The following is a 23,995-nucleotide window of genomic DNA, read 5'->3' on the forward strand; positions in this document are numbered from 1 at the left end:
GCTCAACTTCCGCGCTGGACACGGCCATCAGCACCGATCCGCCTCATAGTATGAGCCGTTGCACCTGCAATGCCACCGAGTGGCCGATGCGGCACTCCGCCTGGCCGATAAACCTGCGGCGGCGGTCATCGCCCATGTGGCCCAGGATATGCCTCCGATCGGGTGACATGATCGCGTGGGGCATGAGATCGCAGGCCATAGTGGGGCAGAAAGTCATTGCAAGTATGCGCTGATCCAGTTGGCTGGACCGGAATCGGGTCAGCACGCAGATCGAGAACAACCAGGAGCCACAGCGTGCCCAAGCATTCCGAGTCCCCACCCAGCACCTCGCCGGTGGATTTCTATGAGAACGAGGTGCCGGTCCAGCGCAGGCGGCCGGGGAACGTGGTGGTGAAGTGGCTGACCACCACCGATCACAAGACCATCGGCACCCTGTACATCAGCACAGCTTTCGGCTTCTTCGCCTTCGGCGGGATCCTGGCGCTGTTCATCCGCGCCGAACTGGCGCGCCCGGGCCTGCAGATCATGTCGAACGAGCAGTACAACCAGGCGTTCACGATGCACGGCCTGATCATGCTGCTGATGTTCGCGACGCCGCTGTTCGCCGGCTTCACGAACTGGATCATGCCGCTGCAGATCGGCGCCCCGGACGTGGCGTTCCCACGGCTGAACATGTTCGCCTACTGGCTCTACCTCTTCGGCTCGCTGATCGCGGTGGCCGGCTTCCTGACGCCGAACGGCGCCGCGGACTTCGGCTGGTTCATGTACACCCCGCTCTCGGACGCCGAGCACTCGACCAATGTCGGCGCGGACATGGCCATCATGGGCCTGGCGTTCTCCGGCTTCGGCACGATCCTGGGTGCGGTCAACTTCATCACCACGATCATCTGCATGCGCGCACCCGGCATGACGATGTTCCGCATGTCGATCTTCTGCTGGAACGCGCTGCTGACCAGTGTCCTGGTCCTGCTGGCCTTCCCGGTCCTGGCCGCGGCCCTGTTCGCGCTGGAGGCGGACCGCAAGTTCGGCTCGCACGTCTTCGACGCGGCCAACGGCGGATCGCTGCTCTGGCAGCACCTCTTCTGGTTCTTCGGCCATCCAGAGGTGTACATCATCGCGCTGCCGTTCTTCGGCATCATCAGTGAGATCATCCCGGTCTTCTCCCGCAAGCCGATGTTCGGCTACACGGGTCTGATCGCGGCGACCATCGCGATCACGGGTCTGTCCGTGACGGTGTGGGCCCACCACATGTTCGTCACCGGCGGTGTGCTCCTGCCGTTCTTCGCCTTCATGAGCTTCCTCATCGCCGTCCCGACCGGCGTGAAGTTCTTCAACTGGATCGGCACGATGTGGAAGGGCTCGCTGTCCTTCGAGACACCGATGCTCTGGGCGACCGGCTTCCTGGTGACGTTCCTCTTCGGTGGTCTGACCGGTGTCATCCTGGCCTCGCCGCCGCTGGACTTCCACGTCTCCGACTCCTACTTCGTCGTCGCGCACTTCCACTACGTCGTCTTCGGCACCGTGGTCTTCGCGATGTTCGCCGGATTCCACTACTGGTGGCCGAAGTTCTCCGGCCGACTGCTGGACGAGCGGCTCGGCAAGATCACCTTCTGGACGCTGTTCATCGGCTTCCACGGCACGTTCCTGGTCCAGCACTGGCTGGCTGCCGAGGGCATGCCGCGCCGGTACGCCGACTACCTGGCCGCCGACGGCTTCACCGCCCTGAACACGATCTCGACGATCGCCTCGTTCGTGCTGGGTCTGTCGGTCCTGCCGTTCCTCTACAACGTGTGGAAGACGGCCAGGTACGGCAAGCCGGTCGGCGTCGACGACCCCTGGGGCTACGGCCGCTCCCTGGAGTGGGCGACCTCCTGCCCGCCGCCGCGCCACAACTTCACGACGCTGCCGCGGATCCGCAGCGAATCCCCGGCGTTCGACCTGCACCACCCCGACATCGCCCAACTCGAGCACACCGGCGTGGGTGCGCGGAGCGAGAGCGGCCCGGGGAAGGAACTGCGGTGAACTGTCCGCCCCCTGACGATCACGTCCGGGGCGGGCTGCGCCGGCTCGACGGCTACCTCTACTGGCAGGCCCAACTGGCCGAAGCGCGCAGAGAAGCCACGGCTTTCTGCGACAGGCTGCCCTGGCTCACCACCGACGAGCGCCGCGCTCTCGAAGAGGAGTACGCCCGCGCCCACATGGACATGACCAAGGCCGCCCTCCGCCGCATCGCCGACCGGTGCATCGAACTGCGCGCCGAATACGAGGCCCGCTACCAGCACCTGCGCCGGCGGACCGTCGCACTCACCCTCGGCGCGACGTCCTGCATCCTCACAGGGTGGGAACTCCTACGTCACTGACCAGCCGGGGCTGTGACCACAACGCTCCAGCGTGATCTTCAACATGTCCGACAGATGCGCTCGAACGGCACCTCCACCGGTTGCGGGCGAGTATGCCGACCGGTAACTGCTTGCCATTGTCCGGCAGCACCTCGAGGGGACCCCATAGCGGCGCATTGGCGCGGTGAACGCCGAGCACACCGCGCGGGCACCAGGCACCGCGACCACGGAGGCGATCACCACGAGCCGGTGGTGATCGTTGATGCCGGGTGACCGCCTTGCACTCTCGCCCGTGAGCCGGCGGCACTCCGCCAACCAGGTCCAGCTGCACAAGTGCATGCGACGTCTACGTCGAACTACAGGAAGGCCCTCGTACCCCACCGTAATGCGCCCTGACCGAGACCGGTCGCCTGCGGCTGATCCGTCATGTGGTCGAGGACGACGGGACCCTGCATCGGCCTGGCGAACGCTTCAAGGTCTCGCCGACCACGGCCCAGCGCTGGGCCGACCGCTCCAGCCGTTTGCGCACCAGCCCGCACCGGATGCCCACCCGCACCGAACGCCGCAACGCCCACACCGGCCGACTCGTCGTGCGCTCACTGAGCGCCTACGATCACTGACGCCGTGAATCGATGATCTGGGTGTCAGTCGCACGTCTATGGGGGTCTCAGCCGACTGGTCAGTGGATTTATGACTCGTCCGGTCGTTTGCCGGGTGTGTGAGCGGTCAGCCGATTCTTGGCCACCTGCTGACGCACGGATTCCGCCTCTGCGTACACGAGGGCAAGGTCGGTCGGCTGGGCGACCTGTCGCTCGGCATCGGTGACAACGATGCGGGCTTGTTCTTCGATCGCCGTGCACCGCTCGGCACCGTCAGCGACCGCGGCGGCGCAGTTGTGCAACAGCCGAAGCAGCGCATGGACGACGGTCGGTTCGCGAGCCCCGTAGCGTCGGATGAGCCCGCACATCACGGCGAGGTATTCCGGAAACCGCCGCCCGGGAATGATCACGACGGCGCCGCTGTCGTCTCGAACGACGTGGTTTCCCAGTGGGCGCTGCGCCAGCTCGTAAAAAATCACGGACAGGTGATCGATGGCCTGAACCGCTGTGTACGGATCGTTGACCGCCGGCGACAGCGCCTTACATGCGACGTCGACCAGTTGCCGTATGCCGAACGCGGCGTCCTGTTCCAGGGTGCGCTCGAATCCGACACGGACCCCGGCGTCCATCGCTCGCGAGAACCTCTGAGGGTCGGGAGCGGGATCGCTCGGTGAGCCACGCCAGATCCACGCCAGCGTCGTTCCCGCGACGACGTGTTCGCCGACCCGGGGCCGCAGCCGCAGACAGACCTCGTGCTCGGCCGCGACAGGCAGCAGCAGGTGAGGACACACCACCTGCACGTACCCGGACCGCTGGGCGGCGATGGGCACGGCCCACTCGGGTACTTCCACGAGCTCCTCGCCGCCGGCGAATACCCCGTCGCGGACCACCTGGACGGTGTTGCGCTCCACCCTGCTCATGATCGCGTCGACCTGGATGGAGTGCAGGAGATGGTCGGCGAAGAACACCAACAGGCCGAGGCTGACGAAGAGCAGTACGATCGCGCCGCTCACCGCGAGCCGGGGAAAGCTGGCGGAGCGGCCCCCTCCCGAGACGCCGACCGTGTACAGACCAGCCGCGCTGTAGGCGAAGGTCGCCACGAAGACACTGAGCACGACCTGGTTGGGCCGATCGCGAAGAAAGTTGCGCAGCAGCCGGGGCGAGAACTGGGTGGACGACAACTGCAGCGCGACCACGGTCAGGCCCAGCAGCAGCGCGATGACCGTGACCATCGTCCCGGCGATCCCGATCAGCAACGTCCGGGCATCGTCTGCGGTCCCCTGGAATGCCAGCGGCGATCCGGAACCGGTCTTGACCAGGGACAGCAGTGACCCAGCGACCAGTGCGCCCAGCACGGACAGCATGGGAAGCACCCACAGCGACCCGCGAACGTACTCCGCCAGCGCATCACGTCGGATCATGTTCGACTCCCGCACGTCGATACGTGGCCAACCTGGGCCGACACGGGGCACGTCTCCCCGTGCGGCGCAGCCAACGCTGACCACGGCCCGGCATGGCCCAGTATCCGATGAGTTCGTGGACTGTCCAAGTGATCGCGCCCGGAAGGCCGGCCAGCAGCGCCCACCGGCCGGCTCCGCGCTTCGCGGGACCAGGCCGGTCGGGTTTTACGGCTGCCGTCAGCCCTGGCGGGCCTTCAAGCGCGGGTTCTTCTTGTTGACGACGAAGACCACGCCCCGCCGCCGGACCACCTGGGCCCCCGGTTTGGACTTCAGCGAGCGCAAGGACTTGCGCACCTTCATGGCTCCGCTCCTTTCCTTGTGCGGATACGGGCTCACGGTCAGCGCTGGGCTGCCGCCGTACGGCCGTAGCGGCGCTCAAAGCGTTCCACCCGGCCGGCGGTGTCCACGACCCGCGAGGCCCCGGTGTAGAACGGGTGGCTCGCCGAGGAGATCTCGACATCGACCAGCGGGTAGGTGTTGCCGTCCTCCCACTCGATCGTCCCTGCCGAGGTGGCCGTGGAGCGGGTCAGAAACGCGATGTCTGCGGCGCGGTCACGGAAGACGACCGCACGGGATTCGGGATGGATGCCAGACCTCATGGGGATTGTTTCCCTTCTCATGGTGTCGTCCGCCCGGGGCGGAGGCGTGGTTCAGCGTTCCTCGCGGAAGGGGACGTGCGCCCCGGCCACCGGGTCGTACTTGCGCAGGACCAGCCGGTCGGGGTCGTTGCCGCGGTTCTTGCGCGTCACGTAAGTGATGCCGGTCCCCGCCGTCGACCTCAGCGTCACGACGGGACGCACGGTGTTGCGTGCCATGGGGTCCTCCTTTCGCCCCGGCATTGACTGGTGCATGCCAGGACCTGTGCGCTGGAACAACGGCTCCTGCCGGCGCATTCCCGGGCGCCGGCAGAGCGTCCGGCGTGGAGGAGTCCGGTCAGGGCGATGCCCATCCAGGCAGTGAGGTGGACGAAGGCGACCGTCGTGGAAACAGCGGGCCAGAGAATGCCGACGACGCCGCCGGCAGCCAGGTTGTCACGGACTGGACGGTGGCGAGCATCCCGAAGGCTGAGCCACGCGACTCCTTGAGGACGAGGGCCGGGCCGTCTTCGACCGCGCCGATTCCGACGCCTGCCAGGAGGCACGGGAGCGCGAGCAGGGCGGTCGTTTCGAGGGTGAACAGCCCATGGGCGAGGGCGAACACGGCAACGCCCCCGGCCAGCATCAGCTGGTCAGAGATCGGTCACGAGCAGCCGGTAACCGACGTCGATGGTTTCGAGCGTAAGCAGCTCGGCGTGACGGGTTTGCCAGCGGCCGGTCGTCAGGTCGTCCGCCAGCCGGGTCAGGCCGGCCGCGATGGCGTCTTCGCCGGTCTGGGCCAGCATGGAGATCCCCGCACGCACCTGCCGGTCGAGGTAGGCGTGGGGGCGGCGCCAGTATGCGGCGCCGAATCCGTCCGTGCAGTCGTGAGGGACGCGGACCGGTTCCTGACGCGCACCACCGAGCAGGTCGACCAGCTGGTCAGTGGAGACGGTGCGGGTCTCATCAAAGGCGGACGCCTCCGGGAGGTACTCCCGTACGAGCCAGAACTGCTCGCGGAAGATGTGCTGTTCCCACGTCAGGATGACGATGCGGCGCCGGGCAACCCTGCGCAGTTCTCTGATTCCGGCCGCCAGGTCGGACCAGTGGTGGATGGTCAGCAGTGCCATGACGGCGTCGGCGGCGTTGTCACGCAGCGGGAGGTCTTCTGCGACCGCCTGCACGGCGGGCGCGGATCCCGGCGGGCGCTGGGCAAGCATGACCCGGCTGGGTTCGACCGCGAGGACCGTCTGCGGCGGTTCGTAAGAGCCGGTGCCCGCTCCGACGTTGATCACGTCGGTGACGTTTCCGAGCGCAGCGTGGATCTGCGCGGCGATCCGCCGATCAGGCTGTCGTGTCCGGGCATACGTTGCGCCGAGCATGTCGTAGGTGGCCATGCCGGTCAGTATGCGCGGCGGGCACGGTCCCGGGCTTCGCCTTTGGGAAGTCGCGTCTCCCTCACATGCCACACCGTCCCGGGCCCCGCCTGGCGACAGCACTCGCACTCGCGATACCTCCGAGGACAGCAGATGATGCAGTCGGCCGTGCGCGGCGTGGAGCAGTTCTTTGTGGACGACCGGATGGCGCGCAGGCGCGCACGACGGGCGAGGAGCTGCCTGGATGCGGAATCATGAAGTATGCGCCCGGATGACTGGCACATCACCGAAGACCTCGACGAGTTTCTCGCCCGTGCCGGAGACTTCCTGCGCGCGCGCCCGGCTCTGCACACCATGCAGCTGACGGTGACCGAGACACTGCGAACACGCGGGGCGGACGCGTACGGCGCCGAAGCCCCCGTCTTCGGCCGCCTGGAGCGAGCGGGCGAGGTCTGTGCCACCTTCTTCTTCCGCATCCCACCCGGCCGCCTGAACCTCACCCCCCTTACCCCCGAGCATGCCGACACGCTCGCCGCCCGCCTGGCCGGCCTCGGCCACTCCCTCCCCGGCGTCAGCGCGGAGCACGACACCGCCACCGCTTTCGCCGAGGCCTGGCAGCGGCACACAGACGCAACGCCGACACTCCGCGAGCGGCACCGCCTGTACCGCCTCGGCACGCTCACCCCGCCGGAGCCGCTCCCAGAGGGCCGGGGCCGACTCGCGGGCGAGCAGGACCGCAGGCAACTCAGGTGCTGGTTCCGCGAGTTCGCCGCCGCCATCGGAGAAATCCCCTCCGCAGACGCCGACGCCTTGGCCGACACACGCTTCGCCGACAGACGCGTCACCCTCTGGGAGACCCCGGACGGCACTCCCGTCTCCATGGCGGGCGTGACCGAGATGAGCGCCGGCCAGATCCGGGTGGCCCCCGTCTACACCCCGGCCCACCTACGCGGTCGCGGCTACGCCAGCGCTGTGACCGTCGAGGTGAGCCGGGCCGCACTGGCCGCAGGCGCGACGGAGGTCGTGCTGTTCGCGGACTTGGCCAACCCCACCAGCAACAGCCTCTACCAGCGAATCGGGTATCTCCCGGTCACCGACTTCGCCGTGTACGACTTCTCGTGTGACGCGCCGGAAGTCAGGTAAGAACTCTGGAGCGTTCCGCGACGGGCACAGCGAACACACGGGCCTCCCGGTCAGAGCCGAGGACGTCGAGCGCCTGGCCCCGCCTACCCGCGGTAGGTTTCCAGCAGCCGCAGCCAGACTTCGCTGATCGTCGGAAAGGCGGGGACGGCGTGCCAGAGCCGTTCGACGGGCACCTCGCTGGTGACCGCGATGGTTGCCGAGTGCAGCAGCTCTGCGACCCCGGGGCCGACGAAGGTGACCCCGGCCACGGTGCCGCGGTCGAGGTCGACCAGCATACGAGCCTTACCGCGATATCCCTTCGCGTACTGGACCGCGCCGGCGACGCGGCCGATGTCGTAGTCCACCACCCTGATCCGGCGCCCGGTGCGCTCGGCTTCCCGCGTGGTCAGGCCGACTGACGCAACTTCCGGATCGGTGAACACCACTTGCGGTACAGCGACACTGTCAGCGGTCGGGGCGTGCGGGCCCCAGCGGCTGTCGTCCACCGGTTCCCCGTGGGCACGGGCTCCGATCACGGCGCCCGCGATGCGGGCCTGGTACTTGCCTTGATGGGTCATCAGGACGCGGTGGTTGACATCGCCGACCGCGTAGAGCCATCCGTCGTCGATGGCGCTGACCCGGAAGGTGTCGTCGACGGTCAGCCAGTCGCCTGGCGTGAGGCCGATGGTCTCCAGGCCGATGTCGTCGGTGCGCGGGGTTCGTCCGGTCGCGAACAGGATCTCGTCGGCGGCCAGTTGCTCGCCGTCTGCCAGGGTGAGGCGTACCTCTCCGTCGGCGCCTTCCTCCCGCGTCACGGACGTGACGGAGGCCCCGAACCGCACATCGACGCCGGCCTCACGCAATGCGTCCGCGACCATCTCCCCGGCGAACGGCTCCATCCGCGTCAGCAATCCGCGGCTGCCTCGGACCAGCATGGTCACCTGGGCGCCGAGCGCGCGCCAGGCAGTGGCCATTTCGACGGCCACCACTCCACCGCCGACCACGGCGAGACGACCAGGTACCCGGTCGGCGCCGGTCGCCTCACGATTGGTCCAGGGGCGAATCTCGTCCAGTTGGGGAAGGTCCGGCAGTGCCGTGCCGGTGCCGGTGCAGACGGCGACCGCGTGGCGGGCGGTGAGCCGTACCGTGTCGCCGTCGGGGGTGCTCACCACGACCTGGCGGGGGCCGTCGAGGCGGCCCTGGCCGCGTACGAGGTGGACGGAGACCGAGTTCAGCCAGTCGACCTGGTCGTCGTCCTGCCAGTGGTGCACGATGTCGTCGCGGTGTGCGAGGACCGCGGCCACGTCCAGTGGTCCGGCGACCGCCTGTTTCAGCCCCGGCACACGGCGTGCGTCGGCGCGTGTCAGCACCGGCCGCAGCAGTGCCTTGCTGGGCTCGCATGCCCAGAACGAACACTCGCCGCCGATCAGCTCGCTCTCCACGATGATGGTACTGAGCCCCGCAGCGCTGGTCCTGTCGGCCACGTTCTCGCCGACGGGGCCGGCGCCGATGACGACGACGTCGTAGGTGCGGAGGGTGTCGCTCATTGCTGCTCCTGTGTCTCTCGGGCTTCGCGGGCTTACGTCCTGGGGGAGGTCGCGCGTAGTGGTCCGGATTCGCCTCTGCGCGGCCGGCGGTGTACGGCAGTTGCGGTGGGCCTGGGGGACTGGTGGCTGCCGGACCGGGGAGGGCTACGGCTGCACCTGAGGGGGATAGGGCAGATCGACGTCTGGTCACGGGCCGGGAAGCCGGGTCGTTTTCAGGTCCATTTTCGTCATCACTCTCAGTGAAACCGCGAGTCACAGTGATGATGCCTGATGTGTCTCAAGGCAGGGCGACGCCGCGCTCCGCTCCGGGCAAAGACCGGCCCATGGAGGCTCGCGGCCGGCGGAGGGACCCGCCGGTGCTCACGCCGGCTGAGTGGCGTGGTCACCACGCCTCCCCACGCCTCTACCTCCTCACTGCTGCGGCCGTACGGTCCGGGTGCGGCTGAAAGGCGTTCCGCCGGATGCCCCCTACGTCTGTTTGAGCGGTGGACGGACACGGTACGGACAGCTCCACCGCTCACACGCAAGGACAGTTCTCATGGACCTGAAGCTCGAAGTCATTGTGCTGCCCGTCTCCGACACCGACCGGGCCAAGGCCTTCTACGAGAAGCTGGGATTCCGCCTGGACCTCGACACGGGGGCCGGTGGCGACTTCCGGGGCGTGCACTTCACGCCACCCGGCTCCGGGTGCTCGATCATGTTCGGCGAGGGGATGACCTCCGTCGCCCCCGGCTCGGTACAGGGGCTGTACCTCATCGTCTCCGACATCGAGGCGGCCCGCGCGGAGCTGGTCGACCGGGGTATCGATGTGAGCGACATTTTCCACGATGCCGGCGGAGTGCTGTTCCACGGCCACGAGGGCGGAGACGTCACCCATCGGCTGGCGGGCCAGGAGCGCTTGCCCGGCCGGCATCCCGAGGGCGCCTCCTACTCCTCCTTCGCCACCTTCAGCGACCCGGACCGCAACGGCTGGGTCCTGCAGGAGATCACAGAGCGATTCCCCGGCCGCTGAGGGCGCGTCACCGAGCGAACAAGGCCCCGCTGCAGGTGAAGGGCCGGGGCCCTGGGCTCGGCGTGTCGCAGCGCCATTTCGCCCAGGCGTGAAGTGATACCCACGATCTGGGCCCCCGGCGGCAGGGATGAGAGAAGCCCCGGCCGACGACGCCGAGTCGCCAGGCGGGGCTGCATGGAGCCCGGGCGCGGCGGAGGGCGGACGCGCACAGCACTGCGCAGCCCCGACCACGGCTGCCCCGCGTCGGCGAGGCCGCGCCCCAGGACCCCAAGGCCCCGCACAGCGTTCTCAGCGCGCAGTCGCTGAAGTTCTTCCGTGAACTGCGGTGGGGTGGTCAACGAGGCGGTGAGTTCGATGGAGTGCCGCTTTCCGACGCGAAATTCGGCCTTGGGGCCGACGAGCAGCAGGCATCCGTCGGAGGAGGAAGTCCTCTTCGGTGAGGAAGCACAGGATGGGGCGGCGGATCGATCGAACTGGGCGAGGCCGTTCCGTTGGACCACCAACGTGTATTGAATCGCCGAGAGTTGTGACGGCACGCTCAAGGTCAACGGAAGCGCGGCCACATGGCCCGTTGGCGTGCCGACGGTCCCCTAACACGCCCGGCAGGAGCGTCACCTGGAGCACATGACACAACTCGACGGGAACAATCGGCTTCACTCATCCGTATTATCGCTGTTCAAGACGCCGGGCAGCAGGTGCGGCCCTTTACCGCACCGTCAGACGAACCTGCGCGTGTACGGCGTGGGTTCTGCGACTCGTCAGCGGGCCCCGTGCCAACTCGTCGGCCGGTCAACCGGCAGAAAGGTCAGCATCATGTCCGAGAACACCGCCGCCAGTGACCTGGCAGCGCAGTACGCCGCCCAGGTGAGCAGTGACCTGGAACGCAACCTCAAGGAGCAGGAGCGTATCGGTACGGAAATCGCCGTCCTGCAGGATCAGTTGACCACGTTGCAGCGTGACCACACCGTGCTGGTCAGCATGCAGCAGGCACTCGGCATCACCCCCTCCCCCGCCCAGGCCCCCCAGCCCGCCCGGCCTGCCCCCACGCCCACGGCTGCGGTGCCCGCCCCCCGGAAGAAGACCGACTCCGGCGCGGGCAACGCGACACGAGGGAAGAAGGCCACCGCCACCTCCGGCCGGGCGAAGGCCGGCAAGCCGGCCACGGGCACGGCGGGCAAGGCCCCAGTCACGGCCGTGAAGCAGGCGCAGCCGACGCTGATCGACCTGGTGCGCGGCCATCTCGGTGAGCAGAGGGAACCGCGCTCCGCCGCGGAGATCGCCACCGCGCTCGGCCAGGCCCATCCCGAACGGCGCATCAAAGCCACCGTCGTGCGCACCACGTTGGAGAACCTGGTCGCCAAGGGCTACGCCCAGCGCAGCAAGCAGGGCGCCTCCGTCTTCTACACCGCCTCCGACACACCCGACCAGACCTCCAAGGACCCGTCCGGCAAGCAGTCCGCGGACCGGCCTGAGGCACAGCCCGATCACGGTGCATGAGGCGTGGGGGTTGTGCGGCGCACCCGAGCGTTGGTGCGCCACGGCCGTGCAGGGTGTGCGGGGTACCGCTGGTGGTCGTCGGGCATCCCGGAGACAGCCCCTGCGGCGGACGCTGGGCCGACCGGGATTCCGCACGGCCGCATCGACACGGGCCCTCGACCCGGGCAACGCTGTAGGGGCACTGCAGACCCCCTTGGGCCAGCCGGTCGGGCAGTCACCGTCGAGTTCGGCGACCCAGGCCCTGTCGCGGATCTCGCCGTCCGGCTCGACGGCTGGCCTCCAGGCCGATGCCGGGATCTTCAGAACGGCCTGGTGGATGGCATCGGTGATGGTCATACCGACCGAGTAGGTCAGCCACCGGCCACGGGCGGACAGCCCGTCGACGAACTCGTGGATCCCCGCCCGAGTCGGTACGGATGGGCGTCCGCCGTCCCCGTCGGTACTTCTTCGGCAGCTCCTTCAGGGCGAGCCGGGAGGCTTCGATATGGTCCGCGGCGGTATTGCTGCCCGCGTTCCCGGGCCTGAGCAGGGCGGCAACCGGCTTCCCGGATCCGCCCCGGCCGTGGTCGACGAACCCCGTCAGCGGATGGTGGCCGAAGGTCTTCTTCCAGGTCGCGGCCGCATCCTGCTTCTCGGAATGCGCGATCACGAGCACTCCGTCCAGGTCCACGACCACCTGCCCGGCCGCGTCCGGTGCAGCGTCACCGGCCAACATCCATACATCTTCACGGACTTGAGTGCGAGCCTGCCGCAGCGCGGTCAGCGCACGCTTCCCGCCCGCTGCCGGCGTGTCGACCAGCCGGGACACCGTCGGATCGGAGGCCACCGGCCCGAACACGGCCGGTTCCGCCCGCAGCATGCCAACGTCGGCCAGGCAGTCCCCGCCCAGCGCGACCGCGAGGGCGACGTCCAGGAGGACCTTCCCCGGGTCGTGGACGGCCCGCTGTTTGCGCCACGGGGCGAGCGCGGCGGATATCGCCTGGTCAAGGCCGGTCTTGCGGATCGTTTCCACCAGCAGCACGGACCCGGCCTGGGAGACCACCCCGCGGCTGCCGCCCTCGACACGGACATGCGGGTACGACCCGATACGCTTCTTCACCTGGGAAGTGCTTCTTTCCTCGCAGCCAACAGGACCCTCAGCAAGTCCTATCGTTGCAGGTCAGGAGCACTTCCCGCGTTTTCGATCAAGCATCGGACAGTCCGCTTCGTGAAAGCGCGAGGTTAGCTTGTCAGTCCCCTTGACCAGCGAGGCTATTACTGCATGAGCAGGAGTTGACCGAAGGCTCGCTCCAGGCGGGGCACGGTCGGCGCCACAGGGATCTGCAGCAGTGCGGAGGGCAGCATCAGCAGGCCCGCGGCGGTGATGCTGAAGCCGAATCCACGTGTGGCGCCTTCTGCCCGTGGGCGGGCAGTTGGGCGAGCGGGGGCGCGAGAAGGAAGAAGATCAGTGCCGCGGCGTGGAAGAGCGCGGCGGCCGAGTGAGTCAGCAGCATCGACCGCTGGAGGAGGACACTCGGTTCGAGCAGCGGGCGCCGAGTGCGCTGTTCGGCCACGCCGGGGCGGCCAGGAAAACGGCCGCGGCAAGGAAGAGGCCGGGCACCGGGGCGGAAGCCACCCTGCGTGCGAGCCCTGGGTGATGGCGAGCAGCAGGGCCACCAAACCGAGGGAGAGCAGGAGTGTTCCGAGCACGTCCTGAGATCCGTCCCGGCGCGATGCGTCGTCCGGTATCCATCGGGCCACCAGCACGAGGGCGACCGCGATGACGCCGGCGAAGCCTTCGGCCACGCCGAGCGGGCCGAGCACCTCGAAGCCCGACACATCGCTGCTCAGGGCCTTCTGGCCCTGGAAGAGGCCGACGGACAGCTCCCTCGTGGCACACCTGCCCTTCACCGCACACTTCCAGCCGCCGACAGCCTCGCCGCCACACACCGACCGGCAACGGCGGTCTGTTGTGATCACCAAACGACCTTGACTTCAAGCGCGGTTGAGGAATGAGACTGCAGTGGACTCGACCCACTGGAGGGGGACCTCAAGTTGCATGCGATACGACTGCTCGCCTACGGCCCTGCGGACAACCTGACCTTCGAGGAGTCGGCCGACCCTGCACCTGGTCCCGGACAACTCCTGATCGAGGTACACGCTGCCGGCGTCCAGGTCGCCGACAACGCCCTCTTCCGTGGTGAGTCCGTCGGGTGGCATCAGCCCCCTGCCCTGCCCCACGTCCCCGGCTCCGAGGTCGCCGGTGACGTGATCGCCGCCGGCGCGGGCGTGGACGAGACCTGGGTGGGGCGCCGCGTCGTCGCCTCCCTGGAAGGGGGAGGAGGTTACGCCGAACTCGCGGTGGCGGATGCCGCAGCTGCTCACCCAGTGCCCGACGGCCTGGACGACGCGGCGGCCGTCGCGATGCTCACGACCGGCGCCTCGGCGCTCGGCATCCTGCGCGTTGCCGCGCTCACGCCGGACGACACCGTGCTCGTGATGTCGGCCGCCGGAGGCATGGGCGCGTTGTTCGTCCAAGCCGCGCTCCGGGCGAGCGCCACGGTCGTCGGAGCCGCCGGCGGCGAGGCGAAGACCCGCCTGGTGAGCGGTCTCGGTGCGGACACCGTCGTCGACTACACCGCCGACGGCTGGGCCGAACGCCTGCGCCGTGCGGCCGACGTCAGCGTCGTCCTCGACGGCGTCGGCGGCGCTCTGGGCCGCCAGGCCCTGGACACCCTCGCCCCCGGCGGACGGCACATCCTGCACGGCTGGGCCGGCGGCACGCCCACCGAGATCACCACCAGCGACCTCATCCAGCGGCAGATCACCGCTACCTGGGCCATCGGCCCTCGCATGATCCCGGTCGACGGCTGGAGCGCACTGGAGAAGAAGGCCCTGGAGGAAGCTGCGGCCACTCGCCTCACGCCCCTGGTGACACGCTTCCCCTTGAAGGACGCCACAGCCGCCCACCGCGCGCTCGGTGAACGCCGCACGCACGGCAAGGTCGTCCTCGAACCGAGATGACGCAGGCCGGCTGCGACCACCTACGGGTATCAGGCCGCACGCTCCCTCACCCGCCGCCGCTTCCTCGCCACCGCTGAGTACGGGGGGACCTGTGGACGCCGTTTACTTGGTGAGTCAGCGTCACCTCCCCGACGGGCCGTCACTTGCGCCGTCGGTAACATTTCGAACGAAAAGATCAGAGCCCCAAGTCGGGGCAAGGGCGGCCGCTCTGACGGACGCTGGAGATGCCAGGCGTAGGGGCGCACGTGGAACGTGTGAACTGAGGTGACCCCGATGGCGGACGAGAGCGTGTTGCACCCGAGCCTGATCGTCCCGGTCGGGCACGTCGAGCCCGTGCCGCGGCGCATCCGGGGGCTGATCGGCGGCCGGGTCGTCTTCGACACCCGGCGTGCCCGGTACGTGTGGGAGTGGCCCGCCTATCCCCAGTTCAGCATCCCGCTCGAGGACATGGTCGAGGGTGTGCTGACCGACGACGACCACGCCGGACTGCTGGGCGCCGGGCCCGCGCGGCGCCACTCCCTGCACGTCGGGTCCGAGGTCCGCGAGGGTGCGGCGTGGGTCTGGGACGAGGGCGCCCCGGTGCCGCTGCACGGCACCGTCCGTTTCGAGTGGGACGCGCTGGAATCCTGGCTGGAGGAGGACGAGCCGGTCTTCGTGCATCCGAGGAGCCCCTACTCCCGGGTGGACGCTCTGCGCTCGTCCAGCAGCGTCCGTGTGGAGCTGGACGGGGTCGTGCTGGCGGACGCGCCGAACTGCGTGAAGCTGTTCGAGACCGGCCTGCCGACCCGCTACTACCTCGACCGCATGCACATCGACTGGACCCGGCTGCGCCACTCCGACACGGTGACCCGCTGCGCGTACAAGGGGACGACGAGCGGCTACTGGTCGTTCGACAGCGACGTCGCCACCCACGAGGACATTCTCTGGGCGTACGACTTCCCGACGATCCACGCCAACCGCATCGCGGGCATGGTCGCGTTCTACAACGAGCACGTCGACCTGTACGTCGACGGCACGCTGCTGCGGCGGCCCACCGACCTCCTGCGCACGGAAGTGACCGGTCGTACTGGCTGAAGTCGAACATGCCCGATCTGCCTGAGCCAGTTCCAGGTGGACGCCCGAGCGGGCAGGGGCACGCAGCCCGGGGATCTGCTCGTCGGATGTCACCGCCGGGCAGCGCGGGTCGGGGCACTTGAACCGGCGCACCGCCCGCTGTCCGGTGCAGCTGCCGTGCGAGCATGAGTGGCCATGATCAAGACGCAGCCGCTTGCCAAGGAGCCGACGTGAGACAGAGCGTTGCACTGGCGGGGCCCCTGGGGGCTCTGGCGCTGCTGACTGCGTGCGGGAGCTTCGCGGGTGGCACCCATCCTTGCACCCTGATGGACACGCCCGCCGGGATCCGGGTCGAGGTCCACCCGGATCTGGCGAGCCGGGTGACCGGCGCGACCCTGACGGCCTGCTGGGACAGCACATGCCGGAAGCGCACGCTGCAGCTGCGGCAGACGCGGTCGGACGAACCGGCCACCCCAGGGAATCCCGTGATGACCACGGAATCCGCCACCGCCGCAGAAGACCCGGCGGCGGTGCCCGACGTCCCCGACCGCTTTGTCTGGCCTGGTTTCGCGGACATACGTGACCTGCCAGGAAAGGCGGTACGCGTCACGCTGGTGTTCAAGAACGAGCGGGGCGCCACCGTGTTCGACCGACAGATCACCGTCACCCCGCAGCCCACGTATCCCAACGGCCGAAAGTGCCCGCCGGGCGGCCACCAGGCGCACCTGAGGGTCACGGGTGAGGGCTCGCTGATCCCACGCTGACCGTCCGCTCCCCGAGGGAGTCAGGCCGGCGAGGGGCTGGTGGCGGCCCGCGTCTTCCCGATGTGAACAGCAGCCGCTGTCCGGCCCAGCTCCAGCAATCCAAGGTGTCGCCGCTCCGGTCCCCTGACCGCCCGACCGGGTCAGGAGCCCGGAATGATGCGGGCTCCTGTGCCGCTGACACGGACGCGCGGGTCCCCCGTGCGCAGGGTCACGGTGAGTTCGCCGGGGCGGCCCAGGTCCTCGCCCTGGTGCAGGGTGAGGACGGCGTCCTCGGGGACCAGGCCGAGCTCGCGGACGTAGGCACCGAACGCGGCGGCTGCGGCGCCGGTCGCCGGGTCCTCGACGACACCGCCCACGGGGAACGGGTCACGGACGTGGAAGACGGTGGCCGACTCCCGCCACACCAGCTGCAGCGTCGTCAGATCCAAGCGGTGCATCAGGGCTTCGAGGCGCGTGAAGTCGTACGCGAGATCCGCCAGGCGGGCGCGCGTCGCCGCCGCGAGGACGAGATGGCGGGCGCCGGCGAAGGCGATGCGGGGTGGGAAGGCCGGGTCGAGATCGGCGGCCGGCCATCCGAGCGCGGCGAGCGCCTCCGCAAGGTCAGCGCCGGCGATCTCCTCGATGTGCGGCTCGACACTGGTGAGCGTGGCCCGCAGCGTCCCGCCCTCGTCGGTCACCTCGACCGGCACGATGCCGGCGCGCGTTGCGAACACCAGCTCCCCGGGGCCCATCCGCTCGGCGAGCGCGACGGCAGTCGCGACGGTGGCGTGCCCGCAGAACGGCACCTCGGCCTTGGGGCTGAAGTAACGGATGCGGTAGGCCCGTTGCTCCGGTCCGCCGAGGCCCTGCGGGGGTGCAGTCAGGAACGCGGACTCCGAGTACCCGAGGTCGGCGGCGATGGCCAGCATGTCGCCCTCGTCCAGGGCGGCGGCGTCCAGAACGATGCCGGCGGGGTTCCCGCCGTCGGGGGCGCTGGAGAAGGCGGTGTATCGCAGCACCTCGGGCCGCGGAGCATTCGTCGTCATGCTCCTGGCAACGCGCGGCCAGGCCGCGCCTGTTCCCGGACCAGGGGTGGAACGCTCCCGTCGTGGATCATGCGCGCCCCCCCGGCAACGTCCGCGACCATGAACACGCCTGCCCAGCGCTCCGAGGCTCACATCACCGGGGCTCGCGAGCACCCTCATGACCAGACGACTCACCCGGCGGTCACTGCCGGGGGGCCTGCGTGGGTACTGCCCGCGGGCCGCTGCTTGACCTGCGCAGACACAGGCGAAGCCGTGGCCCTGCACCGGCGTCCTGATCCCCGTCCGGTGAGCCCGGGCGCTGGATGGCCCGTAGATTGGAAGGGCAGGTAGTCGCGCTCGCAGGCCACGGAGAGCGCGTGATGACAGCGGACATCGATTTCACGGCGTTCTTCGACGCCACACCAAGCCCGTACCTGGTGCTGGACACGGACCTGGTGATCAGCTACGTCAACCCGGCATACCTGCAGAGCACCGGACGGACCAGGAAAGAACTGATCGGGCAGTACTTCTTCGACGCCCTGCCGGAAAACCCCGCCGCCCCCGACGAACATGCCGAACGGAACCTGAAGACGTCACTGCGCCGGGTCCTGGACACCGGGAAGCCGGAAACCCTGGTGCTGCAGCGCTACGACATCCCCTCCCCCGCCCAGCCGGGCGGGTTCGAGGAGCGATGGTGGTCCGAGATCCACACCCCGATTCCCGGGCCGGAAGGCACAGTGAAGTGGATCGTCCAACGAGCCGAGGACGTCACCGCTTTCGTCCGCTCGCGCCGGGCTCGCGAGCTCACCAGTGAGTTCACCGAGCGGGAGAAGGGCATGACAGCCGAGCTGTACGTGCGGGCCCGCGAGCTGCACCGGCTGAACCAGGAACTGCGCCAGGCCCACGCCCGCGAACGCCAGGTCGCCGTCACCCTGCAGGAGGCCATGCTCTACGTCCCCGACCTGCACCAGCACAACGACAACATCGCCGTGCGGTACCTGCCCGCGACCACCTCACTCAACGTGTGCGGCGACTGGTACGACGTCGTCGACCTGCCGCCCGACCGCTACGCGGCGGCGGTCGGAGATGTCACCGGCCACGGCCTGCATGCCGCGGCCGTCATGGGCATGCTCCGCAGCGCCCTGAGCGCAGCCATCCGGGCCATCCCCAGTCCCGCCCAGGCCCTGGAGGTCCTGGGCCTGTACGCCCGCTCCCTGGAAGGCGCAACGGCCGCAACCGCGGTCAAGGTACTCATCGATCCCCGCAGCAGACTGATCATCTACAGCAACGCCGGACACCCCCCGCCCGTCCTGCTCCACCCCGACGGGACCTTCGAGCTGCTGGACAAGGCCACCGATCCGCCACTCGGCACCCGCGAGCACCATGTCCCCCGCCCCCAGGCCGGCCTGTCCTACACCCGGGGGGACACCCTCGTGCTGTACACCGACGGTCTCATCGAGCGCCGCGACGAGGACATCGACGCCGGCCTGGCACGGCTGACCACAGCCCTGGCTCAGGACAGCACCCTCGCCCCCGACCAGCTCGCCGACACGCTGCTGGCCCGCCTCGACGTGGCCGGCGGCGCCCCTGACGACATCGCCCTCATCATCATCCGCCTGTAGCTCTGCGCGGCCTCCGACAGCACACGGCGCTGCCTGCGTCAGGGATCTGGACATCGACGCCCTGCACTGACTCTGGGCACGGCGAAACGCCCTCGGCGCGATCGCGAAGACTGCGAAGCCACGAAGGATGCCCGGCTGCACCACTCGGCGGGACATGGCTCTTGCCCGCTCCATCAGCATCGTCCGGCACCCTGACCCGGCACCGTGGTCGGGCAGGGCCCTGTGCAGTGCGCAGCAGAGCGGAGCTGGATGGCGGGGCCATCAGGGTGGTCACAGGCCGTGTCGGGCAGCCGACTCAGGCCCGGCTGGGAATGCTGGACCGGGAGCGGCGCCCTTCCCAGCGACAAGGAGCACGGCATGCCCACTGACCCGGTCGGACGATTCCTGGCGGCTTTGGACCCGGACCACCGCAAGGCCGTCAGCGCCAAACCGCGCGAGGAACAGGAACAGCTCGCGGCAGCCTGGGAACGGGAGCTGGAAGCCGACACCGAGCTCGACACCCTCGACGAGTTGTCCCCGCCGGCGGCAGAAGCCGAGGCGGCCCGTCGCGTCCTGGACCGCGGAACCGACTAGACATCTTCAAAGGCGCGGGTTACGTGGGTCGTGACGGCTGTCGTCAGCCGCGCTGTGCAAGCTCGATGCGGGTCAACTGCGGGTGTTGGAGGCAGTGTTGGATGCGGGCCCGTCCGCCGTCGGCTGGCCTGATCAGTGCTGGACTTCAGCGAGGATCGCCGAGGTCGTGCGTCGCCGGTTCGGCGTCGAGTACACCCTGGCCGGGCTGGTGACCGGTTGCTCAGGCCGGATAGGGGTTGTAGCAGTCCAGGGCGGGGTGGTACAGCACCTGCCAGGTGCGCGCATCGATGACGCCGCTCTCCGGCAGGCCATGGCACCCCTGGATCCACTCGATCTTCTTCAGCATGACAGAGTCGAAGACCCCGTCGAGAGCCAGTTTGGGCGGCTGGCCTCCCCACATGTTGCTCAGGCATTCCGCCTGCTTCACCGCCACCGCAGTGTCACCGTACGCAAGCGTGGGCCGATACGTCGATGAAACGTGGGAGCACTCGCCGGGGACGGCTGCGGCGACCTGTGGCACAGCCGGACCCAGCGATGCGGCTGTGCACAGCGCGGCAGTGACCAGTCTTCGCTGTCTCATGCCGATCCTTCCGGCCCGGCCGCTCGCTGGGCGTCTGGGGTCGATGAGTACGCCCTATTCTCCCCGCCTTCAGCAAGGGCCGCGAGTTACAACCCGGCACGGCCGAAGGTCCGTGGCGCGGCCGAAGCCAAAACCGAGCGGCGGGTCGCGCTATGCAAGGAAGCGCTCTTGGACGCCGTTGCCCGTGCCGAAACGTATGTGCTCTCGCAGCTGCAGGCTTGAAGTCCTTGCCGTCGTCGTTCCCGGACACGGCGACAGGCCCGGCACCTGCTTCCGCCCAGGCCAGCTGCTTGCCGACCTCGACGGCCTGAAAACGGTCGGCGGGCCCGTACACCTGATACCGCTCGCCGCCGGGCCCGCACTTCGCTCTGAGGGCCGGACCACACCAGGGTCCCACAGCCGTGCCAGAAACAGGGGTCGGCCACAGTCAAGAGGGGGTGGCTACCGGCCGCATCCTTGCCCGCCACTGAGGTTTTCGACCCAGGGTGACGGTGATCTCGCTGGTGGGTGTATCCCGGTGTCATGTGGTATCCCGATGGGGGTGACCTGACCGCGAAGCAGCGGGCCTGTCGGGGGCAAGTGCGGTTCGAGACCGCCGAGTTATTCGCGCAAGGAGTGGCGCCGCCGCAGGTCGCGCGGTGGTTACGGGTCTCCCGAAAGTCCGCCTGTGCCTGGCATGCCCGCTGGCGGGAGTGGCCGGCCACGGAGTTGGAGAAGTGGCCGGCCGCGCACGGCCGGGTGGAGGACCAGCGGTGGACGCCGGACCGCATCGCCTCCGGGGCGATGTGCGCCGCCGCCCAGCGGACCACCGCCGCCGCACTCGACGTAGTCCCAGGTGGAGGAGGAGATGAACTGCTGCAGCTGCTGGTGGTCCACGCCCAGGCGCTCAGCCATCGGCTGCATCGACTTGCGTTTGCCATCCAGCATCAGCCCGCGCACATACAGCTCGCCCTTGGCTCGCCGGTCCCGCCGCGCGAGCGAGCCGAGCATCTCTGCCGCGAACGCTTCCGAGCAAGGGCGGACCTCGCACTCTGCTCAGGTGTCACACCTGATCCGAGATCACACGCCACATGACAGACGGCAGTTGGGTACCTGCCGAAGCCCTACCACTAACTCCTAATTTAGGAATTATTATTGACGCGCGCTGGTAACCGCTGCAAGATCCCGGAGACAAACCGCAGGCGCGCGGGCATTGACTGGTTTGAAGACCGACCGCCACCCCCTCCACGAGGGACCGGCACCTCGGACTCACGACCAGGACGGGTCGGCACGCCTGATCGATCGGACAAAGGATCCGACGTGAAACGACATCTCACCGTCCTACTCGCCCTCCTGACCGGCTTGCTGGTCATGCCGGCACCCGCCCACGCCGGCCCAGCGGCCGGCACTGTCGCCATCACGGCGCCAGCACCCCAGCAGGTGCTGAGCCCGACGCCGTACATGGGCTGGAACACCTACTACGCGCTCGGTGGCGATCCGACCGAGGCCGAGGTCAAGTCAATAGCCGACTTCCTGGTCAGCAGCGGCCTGCGCGACGCCGGCTACGAGTACGTCTGGATCGACGGCAACTGGGCGGCGCCGACCCCACGCAGCTCGGCCGGCGACCTGGTGGCCAACCCCGACCAGTTTCCGAACGGCCTGAAGCCGCTGGTCGACTACATCCACGCCAAGGGCCTGAAGGCCGGCATCTACACCGACGCCGGCCCGTACATCCCGGGCAAGTGCGGACTCGGCAGCCACGGCTACTACCAGCGCGACGCGGACCAGTTCGCCGCCTGGGAGTTCGACGCGGTCAAGGTGGACTACCTCTGCGGGATCGCCGCGGACCTCGACCCGAAGACCGTGTTCACCGAGTTCGCGCAGGCGTTGCGGAACAACGCCGGCGGGCGCCCCATGATCTTCAACCTCTGCAACCCGGTGACCTCCCCGGACTGGGGCAACTACCCGGAGGAGCAGCAGTCGACGTACTCCTGGACCTATGCGCCGGCGATCGCGCAGTCCTGGCGGACGTACACGGATGTGGGTTTCGTCGGCGAGATCAAGTTCAAGGACGTGCTGCGGAACTACGACGCGAACGCGCGGCACCCCGAGGTCGCCGGGCCGGGGCACTTCAACGACCCGGACTACCTCGGACCTGAGCTGGGGATGACCGACGAGGAGTTCCGTACCCAGATGACGCTCTGGTCGGTGGCGGCCGCGCCGCTGATGATCGGCAGCGACGTCCGTAAGCTCAGCCGGACCTCGCTCGGCATTCTCGCGGACCGCGATGTACTCGCGATCAACCAGGACACCGCCGGCGTCCAGGCCGTCCGCGTCGGCCCCGCCGGTACGACGGAGACCTGGGTGAAGCGGCTGGCCAACGGTGACCGTGCCGTGGTGCTGCTGAACCGGGGCGACAGCCCGACGACTCTGACCACGAAGGCGCGGTCGGTCGGGTTGTCCGGGGATCGGTTCACCCTGAAGAACGCCTGGACCAACCAGGTCACCGAGAGCGCCGGCACCATCAGTGCCGCCGTCCCGGCCCACGGCGCGGCCCTGTTCCGGGTCGGCCCGGCCGTCGGCAAGCCCGGTGTTCCGCACGTCGTGGCCGGCCTGCCGCAGGTGACGCAGGTCGGTGGCGACGCGGTGCCGGCCGGGATCGCCCCGGTGGTCGCCGGCGGCGACCAGGCCCGGGTCGAGGTCACCGTCCGTAACGACGGTGCGCAGCCGGTCTTCGCGCCGCGGGTTGAGCTGACGGTGCCCGCCGGCTGGACGGCCCGTCCGCTCGGCACAGCGCCGAAGCTGCTGGACACCGACAGTTCCGAGACCTTTGCCTTCACGGTGACCCTGCCGGCCACCGCCGAGCCGGGCAGCACCGCGCTGACCGCCACCACGTCGTACAAGGTGATCGACAAGGGACAGTTGCGGCAGGAGACGGCCACGGCGGTAGTTGTCGCACCGGCGGCGCCGGACGGCGACGTCGTACTGTCGCACCACAAGTGGATCAGCGCCACCAGCGGGTGGATGAGCCCGACGGTCGACCTGAGCGTCGGTGGCTGGTCACCGATCAGCATGCTCGGCCAGGTCTACCCGACCGGTATCGGGGTCGCCTCGCCCTCCGAGGTCCGCTACTACCTGGGCGACCAGTGCAGCCGGCTGACCGCGACCGTCGGCATCGACGATGCGGTGCGCAACGTCGGCCCCGAGGGCGGCACGTCGACCTTCAAGGTGATCGGTGACGGGCGGGTGCTGTTCGACAGCGGTGTGCTGACCCGCGACGATGTCCGCGAGGCCGACATCGACCTGACCGGCGTCCGGGTGCTCGACCTGGTGGTCGGCGACGCCGGCGACGGCGGCTACAACGACCGCGCCAACTGGGCCGGTCTGAACGCCACCTGCTGATTCGGCTCGGCCGCACCCAGGTGACACCTCACCTGGGTGCGGCCGATTCACCAGGACTTTGAGACGCCGTGGCGCGGTTACGCGCGACGGCGTCGTGATGTCGGGCCGGCCCGGATGGGGAGCGGACGGCGTCAGCGCGCCGCAGCACAACGAGTTCGGCGTCGTGCTCGGCGGTCCACTGCACGGGCAGGCCGACGGCGGTGAGGTGGCTGCCGGAGTAGCGCTGTTCGCCGTCGCGTTCGAGGCGTTCGATGGCGGTCAGGACGCGGAGGCGTTTGTCGATGCTGTCGCAGCGGCGGGCCTGTGCCAGCGGAGTCGGGTTGCCATTGGGATTCATCGTGGAGTTGTCCGGGGTTGTGAACAGGTGGCGATCGACGGCACTTGAGCACGTTTTGGTACGCATGAGTGAGCCTCCGGGCGGCGGCAGGCCCACTCCCCGGCGGGGAACGAGAGTTCTTGCGTCGAATGCGTGACCTTCGCCGGTGGTG

General features: G+C 68.9%; 20 protein-coding genes and 6 pseudogenes. 14 read left to right on the forward strand and 12 right to left on the reverse strand.

Annotated features, from left to right (window positions below; all coding sequences use genetic code 11):
* Window positions 1-294 precede the first annotated feature (294 nt).
* Window positions 295-2,022: a cytochrome c oxidase subunit I gene (gene ctaD / locus ACFV7R_RS40645; RefSeq protein WP_385273813.1), complete on the forward strand. Its 1,728-nt coding sequence runs from the start codon at window positions 295-297 to the stop codon at window positions 2,020-2,022.
* A complete protein-coding gene (locus ACFV7R_RS40650; protein WP_385273815.1) occupies window positions 2,019-2,360 on the forward strand; it encodes a hypothetical protein in 342 nt (113 codons plus the stop codon). The genes ctaD and ACFV7R_RS40650 overlap by 4 nt, the downstream gene beginning before the upstream one ends.
* 47 nt (window positions 2,361-2,407) lie before the next feature.
* Here ACFV7R_RS40650 and ACFV7R_RS40655 read toward each other — a convergent pair.
* Window positions 2,408-2,673: pseudogene (locus tag ACFV7R_RS40655) on the reverse strand (IS481 family transposase); the annotation flags it as partial.
* Here ACFV7R_RS40655 and ACFV7R_RS40660 point away from each other — a divergent pair.
* A pseudogene (locus tag ACFV7R_RS40660) lies at window positions 2,673-2,905 on the forward strand (IS481 family transposase); the annotation flags it as partial. The pseudogenes ACFV7R_RS40655 and ACFV7R_RS40660 overlap by 1 nt on opposite strands.
* 122 nt (window positions 2,906-3,027) lie before the next feature.
* Here ACFV7R_RS40660 and ACFV7R_RS40665 read toward each other — a convergent pair.
* The 5 genes from ACFV7R_RS40665 to ACFV7R_RS40685 form a co-directional block, all read right to left on the reverse strand.
* A complete protein-coding gene (locus ACFV7R_RS40665; RefSeq protein ID WP_385273818.1) occupies window positions 3,028-4,359 on the reverse strand; it encodes a DUF2254 domain-containing protein in 1,332 nt (443 codons plus the stop codon).
* Window positions 4,360-4,575: 216 nt separating this feature from the next.
* A complete protein-coding gene (ykgO, locus tag ACFV7R_RS40670; protein WP_037617513.1) occupies window positions 4,576-4,698 on the reverse strand; it encodes a type B 50S ribosomal protein L36 in 123 nt (40 codons plus the stop codon).
* 38 nt (window positions 4,699-4,736) lie between these two features.
* Window positions 4,737-4,997, reverse strand: coding sequence for a type B 50S ribosomal protein L31 (locus tag ACFV7R_RS40675; RefSeq protein WP_385273822.1), 261 nt, complete (start codon window positions 4,995-4,997; stop codon window positions 4,737-4,739).
* A 51-nt stretch (window positions 4,998-5,048) separates the two neighbouring features.
* Window positions 5,049-5,213, reverse strand: a complete 165-nt coding sequence (gene rpmG, locus ACFV7R_RS40680) for a 50S ribosomal protein L33 (RefSeq protein WP_385273825.1) — start codon at window positions 5,211-5,213, stop codon at window positions 5,049-5,051.
* Window positions 5,214-5,626: 413 nt separating this feature from the next.
* Window positions 5,627-6,370, reverse strand: coding sequence for a methyltransferase domain-containing protein (locus tag ACFV7R_RS40685; RefSeq protein WP_385273828.1), 744 nt, complete (start codon window positions 6,368-6,370; stop codon window positions 5,627-5,629).
* Window positions 6,371-6,610: 240 nt separating this feature from the next.
* Between ACFV7R_RS40685 and ACFV7R_RS40690 the strand changes: the two genes are divergently transcribed.
* Window positions 6,611-7,492, forward strand: a complete 882-nt coding sequence (locus ACFV7R_RS40690; RefSeq protein WP_385273831.1) for a GNAT family N-acetyltransferase — start codon at window positions 6,611-6,613, stop codon at window positions 7,490-7,492.
* Window positions 7,493-7,575: 83 nt separating this feature from the next.
* Here ACFV7R_RS40690 and ACFV7R_RS40695 read toward each other — a convergent pair whose 3' ends face one another.
* A complete protein-coding gene (locus ACFV7R_RS40695) occupies window positions 7,576-9,018 on the reverse strand; it encodes a dihydrolipoyl dehydrogenase family protein (protein ID WP_385273834.1) in 1,443 nt (480 codons plus the stop codon).
* 538 nt (window positions 9,019-9,556) lie between these two features.
* On the opposite strand from ACFV7R_RS40695, the gene ACFV7R_RS40700 reads away from it, so the two are divergent.
* Entirely contained in the window at window positions 9,557-10,030 is a 474-nt protein-coding gene (locus tag ACFV7R_RS40700) for a VOC family protein (protein ID WP_385273837.1), read from the forward strand.
* An 813-nt stretch (window positions 10,031-10,843) separates the two neighbouring features.
* Window positions 10,844-11,527, forward strand: coding sequence for a BlaI/MecI/CopY family transcriptional regulator (locus ACFV7R_RS40705; RefSeq protein ID WP_385273840.1), 684 nt, complete (start codon window positions 10,844-10,846; stop codon window positions 11,525-11,527).
* A 135-nt stretch (window positions 11,528-11,662) separates the two neighbouring features.
* Here the strand turns inward: ACFV7R_RS40705 and ACFV7R_RS40710 are convergent.
* Window positions 11,663-12,626, reverse strand: a pseudogene (locus tag ACFV7R_RS40710) (transposase); the annotation flags it as partial.
* Window positions 12,627-13,561: 935 nt separating this feature from the next.
* Between ACFV7R_RS40710 and ACFV7R_RS40715 the strand changes: the two are divergent.
* The 3 genes from ACFV7R_RS40715 to ACFV7R_RS40725 all read left to right on the forward strand — a co-directional run bounded on the left by ACFV7R_RS40715 (window position 13,562) and on the right by ACFV7R_RS40725 (window position 16,347).
* Window positions 13,562-14,530: a zinc-binding dehydrogenase gene (locus ACFV7R_RS40715; RefSeq protein ID WP_385273843.1), complete on the forward strand. Its 969-nt coding sequence runs from the start codon at window positions 13,562-13,564 to the stop codon at window positions 14,528-14,530.
* 273 nt (window positions 14,531-14,803) lie between these two features.
* Complete coding sequence (locus tag ACFV7R_RS40720) at window positions 14,804-15,604, forward strand: DUF427 domain-containing protein (RefSeq protein WP_385273846.1); 801 nt, start codon at window positions 14,804-14,806, stop codon at window positions 15,602-15,604.
* Between the two features lie 209 nt (window positions 15,605-15,813).
* Window positions 15,814-16,347, forward strand: coding sequence for a hypothetical protein (locus tag ACFV7R_RS40725; protein ID WP_385273849.1), 534 nt, complete (start codon window positions 15,814-15,816; stop codon window positions 16,345-16,347).
* Between the two features lie 140 nt (window positions 16,348-16,487).
* Here the strand turns inward: ACFV7R_RS40725 and ACFV7R_RS40730 are convergent, their stop codons facing one another.
* Window positions 16,488-17,372 carry a PhzF family phenazine biosynthesis isomerase gene (locus tag ACFV7R_RS40730; RefSeq protein WP_385273851.1) on the reverse strand — a complete coding sequence of 295 codons (885 nt, stop codon included), beginning with the start codon at window positions 17,370-17,372 and terminating at the stop codon, window positions 16,488-16,490.
* Between the two features lie 359 nt (window positions 17,373-17,731).
* Between ACFV7R_RS40730 and ACFV7R_RS40735 the strand changes: the two genes are divergently transcribed.
* The 3 genes and pseudogenes from ACFV7R_RS40735 to ACFV7R_RS40745 all read left to right on the forward strand — a co-directional run.
* On the forward strand, window positions 17,732-18,973 hold the full coding sequence (locus tag ACFV7R_RS40735; RefSeq protein WP_385273854.1) for a PP2C family protein-serine/threonine phosphatase: 1,242 nt from the start codon (window positions 17,732-17,734) through the stop codon (window positions 18,971-18,973).
* Window positions 18,974-19,330: 357 nt separating this feature from the next.
* A complete protein-coding gene (locus tag ACFV7R_RS40740) occupies window positions 19,331-19,546 on the forward strand; it encodes a hypothetical protein (RefSeq protein WP_385273857.1) in 216 nt (71 codons plus the stop codon).
* A 94-nt stretch (window positions 19,547-19,640) separates the two neighbouring features.
* Window positions 19,641-19,742 (forward strand): annotated as a pseudogene (locus tag ACFV7R_RS40745) (winged helix-turn-helix domain-containing protein); the annotation flags it as partial.
* Window positions 19,743-19,766: 24 nt separating this feature from the next.
* Here ACFV7R_RS40745 and ACFV7R_RS40750 read toward each other — a convergent pair.
* Entirely contained in the window at window positions 19,767-19,979 is a 213-nt protein-coding gene (locus ACFV7R_RS40750; RefSeq protein ID WP_385273860.1) for a peptidoglycan-binding domain-containing protein, read from the reverse strand.
* Between the two features lie 669 nt (window positions 19,980-20,648).
* Between ACFV7R_RS40750 and ACFV7R_RS40755 the strand changes: the two are divergent.
* Window positions 20,649-20,807: pseudogene (locus ACFV7R_RS40755) on the forward strand (DNA-binding protein); the annotation flags it as partial.
* 141 nt (window positions 20,808-20,948) lie between these two features.
* On the opposite strand, the pseudogene ACFV7R_RS40760 reads toward ACFV7R_RS40755, so the two are convergent.
* Window positions 20,949-21,116 (reverse strand): annotated as a pseudogene (locus ACFV7R_RS40760) (transposase); the annotation flags it as partial.
* Between the two features lie 309 nt (window positions 21,117-21,425).
* Here ACFV7R_RS40760 and ACFV7R_RS40765 point away from each other — a divergent pair.
* Window positions 21,426-23,507, forward strand: a complete 2,082-nt coding sequence (locus ACFV7R_RS40765) for an NPCBM/NEW2 domain-containing protein (protein WP_385273863.1) — start codon at window positions 21,426-21,428, stop codon at window positions 23,505-23,507.
* A 28-nt stretch (window positions 23,508-23,535) separates the two neighbouring features.
* Here ACFV7R_RS40765 and ACFV7R_RS40770 read toward each other — a convergent pair whose 3' ends face one another.
* Window positions 23,536-23,844: a hypothetical protein gene (locus ACFV7R_RS40770; RefSeq protein WP_385273866.1), complete on the reverse strand. Its 309-nt coding sequence runs from the start codon at window positions 23,842-23,844 to the stop codon at window positions 23,536-23,538.
* Window positions 23,845-23,995 lie beyond the last annotated feature (151 nt).

Origin of the sequence: Streptomyces sp. NPDC059866, assembly GCF_042731325.1 — a bacterium.
Lineage (GTDB): Bacteria > Actinomycetota > Actinomycetes > Streptomycetales > Streptomycetaceae > Streptomyces > Streptomyces flavusporus.

Bases quoted from the DNA above. Each gene is read 5' to 3' on its own strand.
- rpmG (WP_385273825.1), bottom strand. From the start codon at position 5,213: ATGGCACGCAACACCGTGCGTCCCGTCGTGACGCTGAGGTCGACGGCG.
- ACFV7R_RS40735 (WP_385273854.1), top strand. From the start codon at position 17,732: ATGACAGCGGACATCGATTTCACGGCGTTCTTCGACGCCACACCAAGC.
- ACFV7R_RS40700 (WP_385273837.1), top strand. From the start codon at position 9,557: ATGGACCTGAAGCTCGAAGTCATTGTGCTGCCCGTCTCCGACACCGAC.
- ACFV7R_RS40705 (WP_385273840.1), top strand. From the start codon at position 10,844: ATGTCCGAGAACACCGCCGCCAGTGACCTGGCAGCGCAGTACGCCGCC.
- ACFV7R_RS40695 (WP_385273834.1), bottom strand. From the start codon at position 9,018: ATGAGCGACACCCTCCGCACCTACGACGTCGTCGTCATCGGCGCCGGC.
- ACFV7R_RS40730 (WP_385273851.1), bottom strand. From the start codon at position 17,372: ATGACGACGAATGCTCCGCGGCCCGAGGTGCTGCGATACACCGCCTTC.
- ykgO (WP_037617513.1), bottom strand. From the start codon at position 4,698: ATGAAGGTGCGCAAGTCCTTGCGCTCGCTGAAGTCCAAACCGGGGGCC.
- ACFV7R_RS40690 (WP_385273831.1), top strand. From the start codon at position 6,611: ATGCGCCCGGATGACTGGCACATCACCGAAGACCTCGACGAGTTTCTC.
- ACFV7R_RS40675 (WP_385273822.1), bottom strand. From the start codon at position 4,997: ATGAGGTCTGGCATCCATCCCGAATCCCGTGCGGTCGTCTTCCGTGAC.
- ACFV7R_RS40665 (WP_385273818.1), bottom strand. From the start codon at position 4,359: ATGATCCGACGTGATGCGCTGGCGGAGTACGTTCGCGGGTCGCTGTGG.
- ACFV7R_RS40740 (WP_385273857.1), top strand. From the start codon at position 19,331: ATGCCCACTGACCCGGTCGGACGATTCCTGGCGGCTTTGGACCCGGAC.
- ACFV7R_RS40685 (WP_385273828.1), bottom strand. From the start codon at position 6,370: ATGGCCACCTACGACATGCTCGGCGCAACGTATGCCCGGACACGACAG.
- ACFV7R_RS40770 (WP_385273866.1), bottom strand. From the start codon at position 23,844: ATGAATCCCAATGGCAACCCGACTCCGCTGGCACAGGCCCGCCGCTGC.
- ACFV7R_RS40720 (WP_385273846.1), top strand. From the start codon at position 14,804: ATGGCGGACGAGAGCGTGTTGCACCCGAGCCTGATCGTCCCGGTCGGG.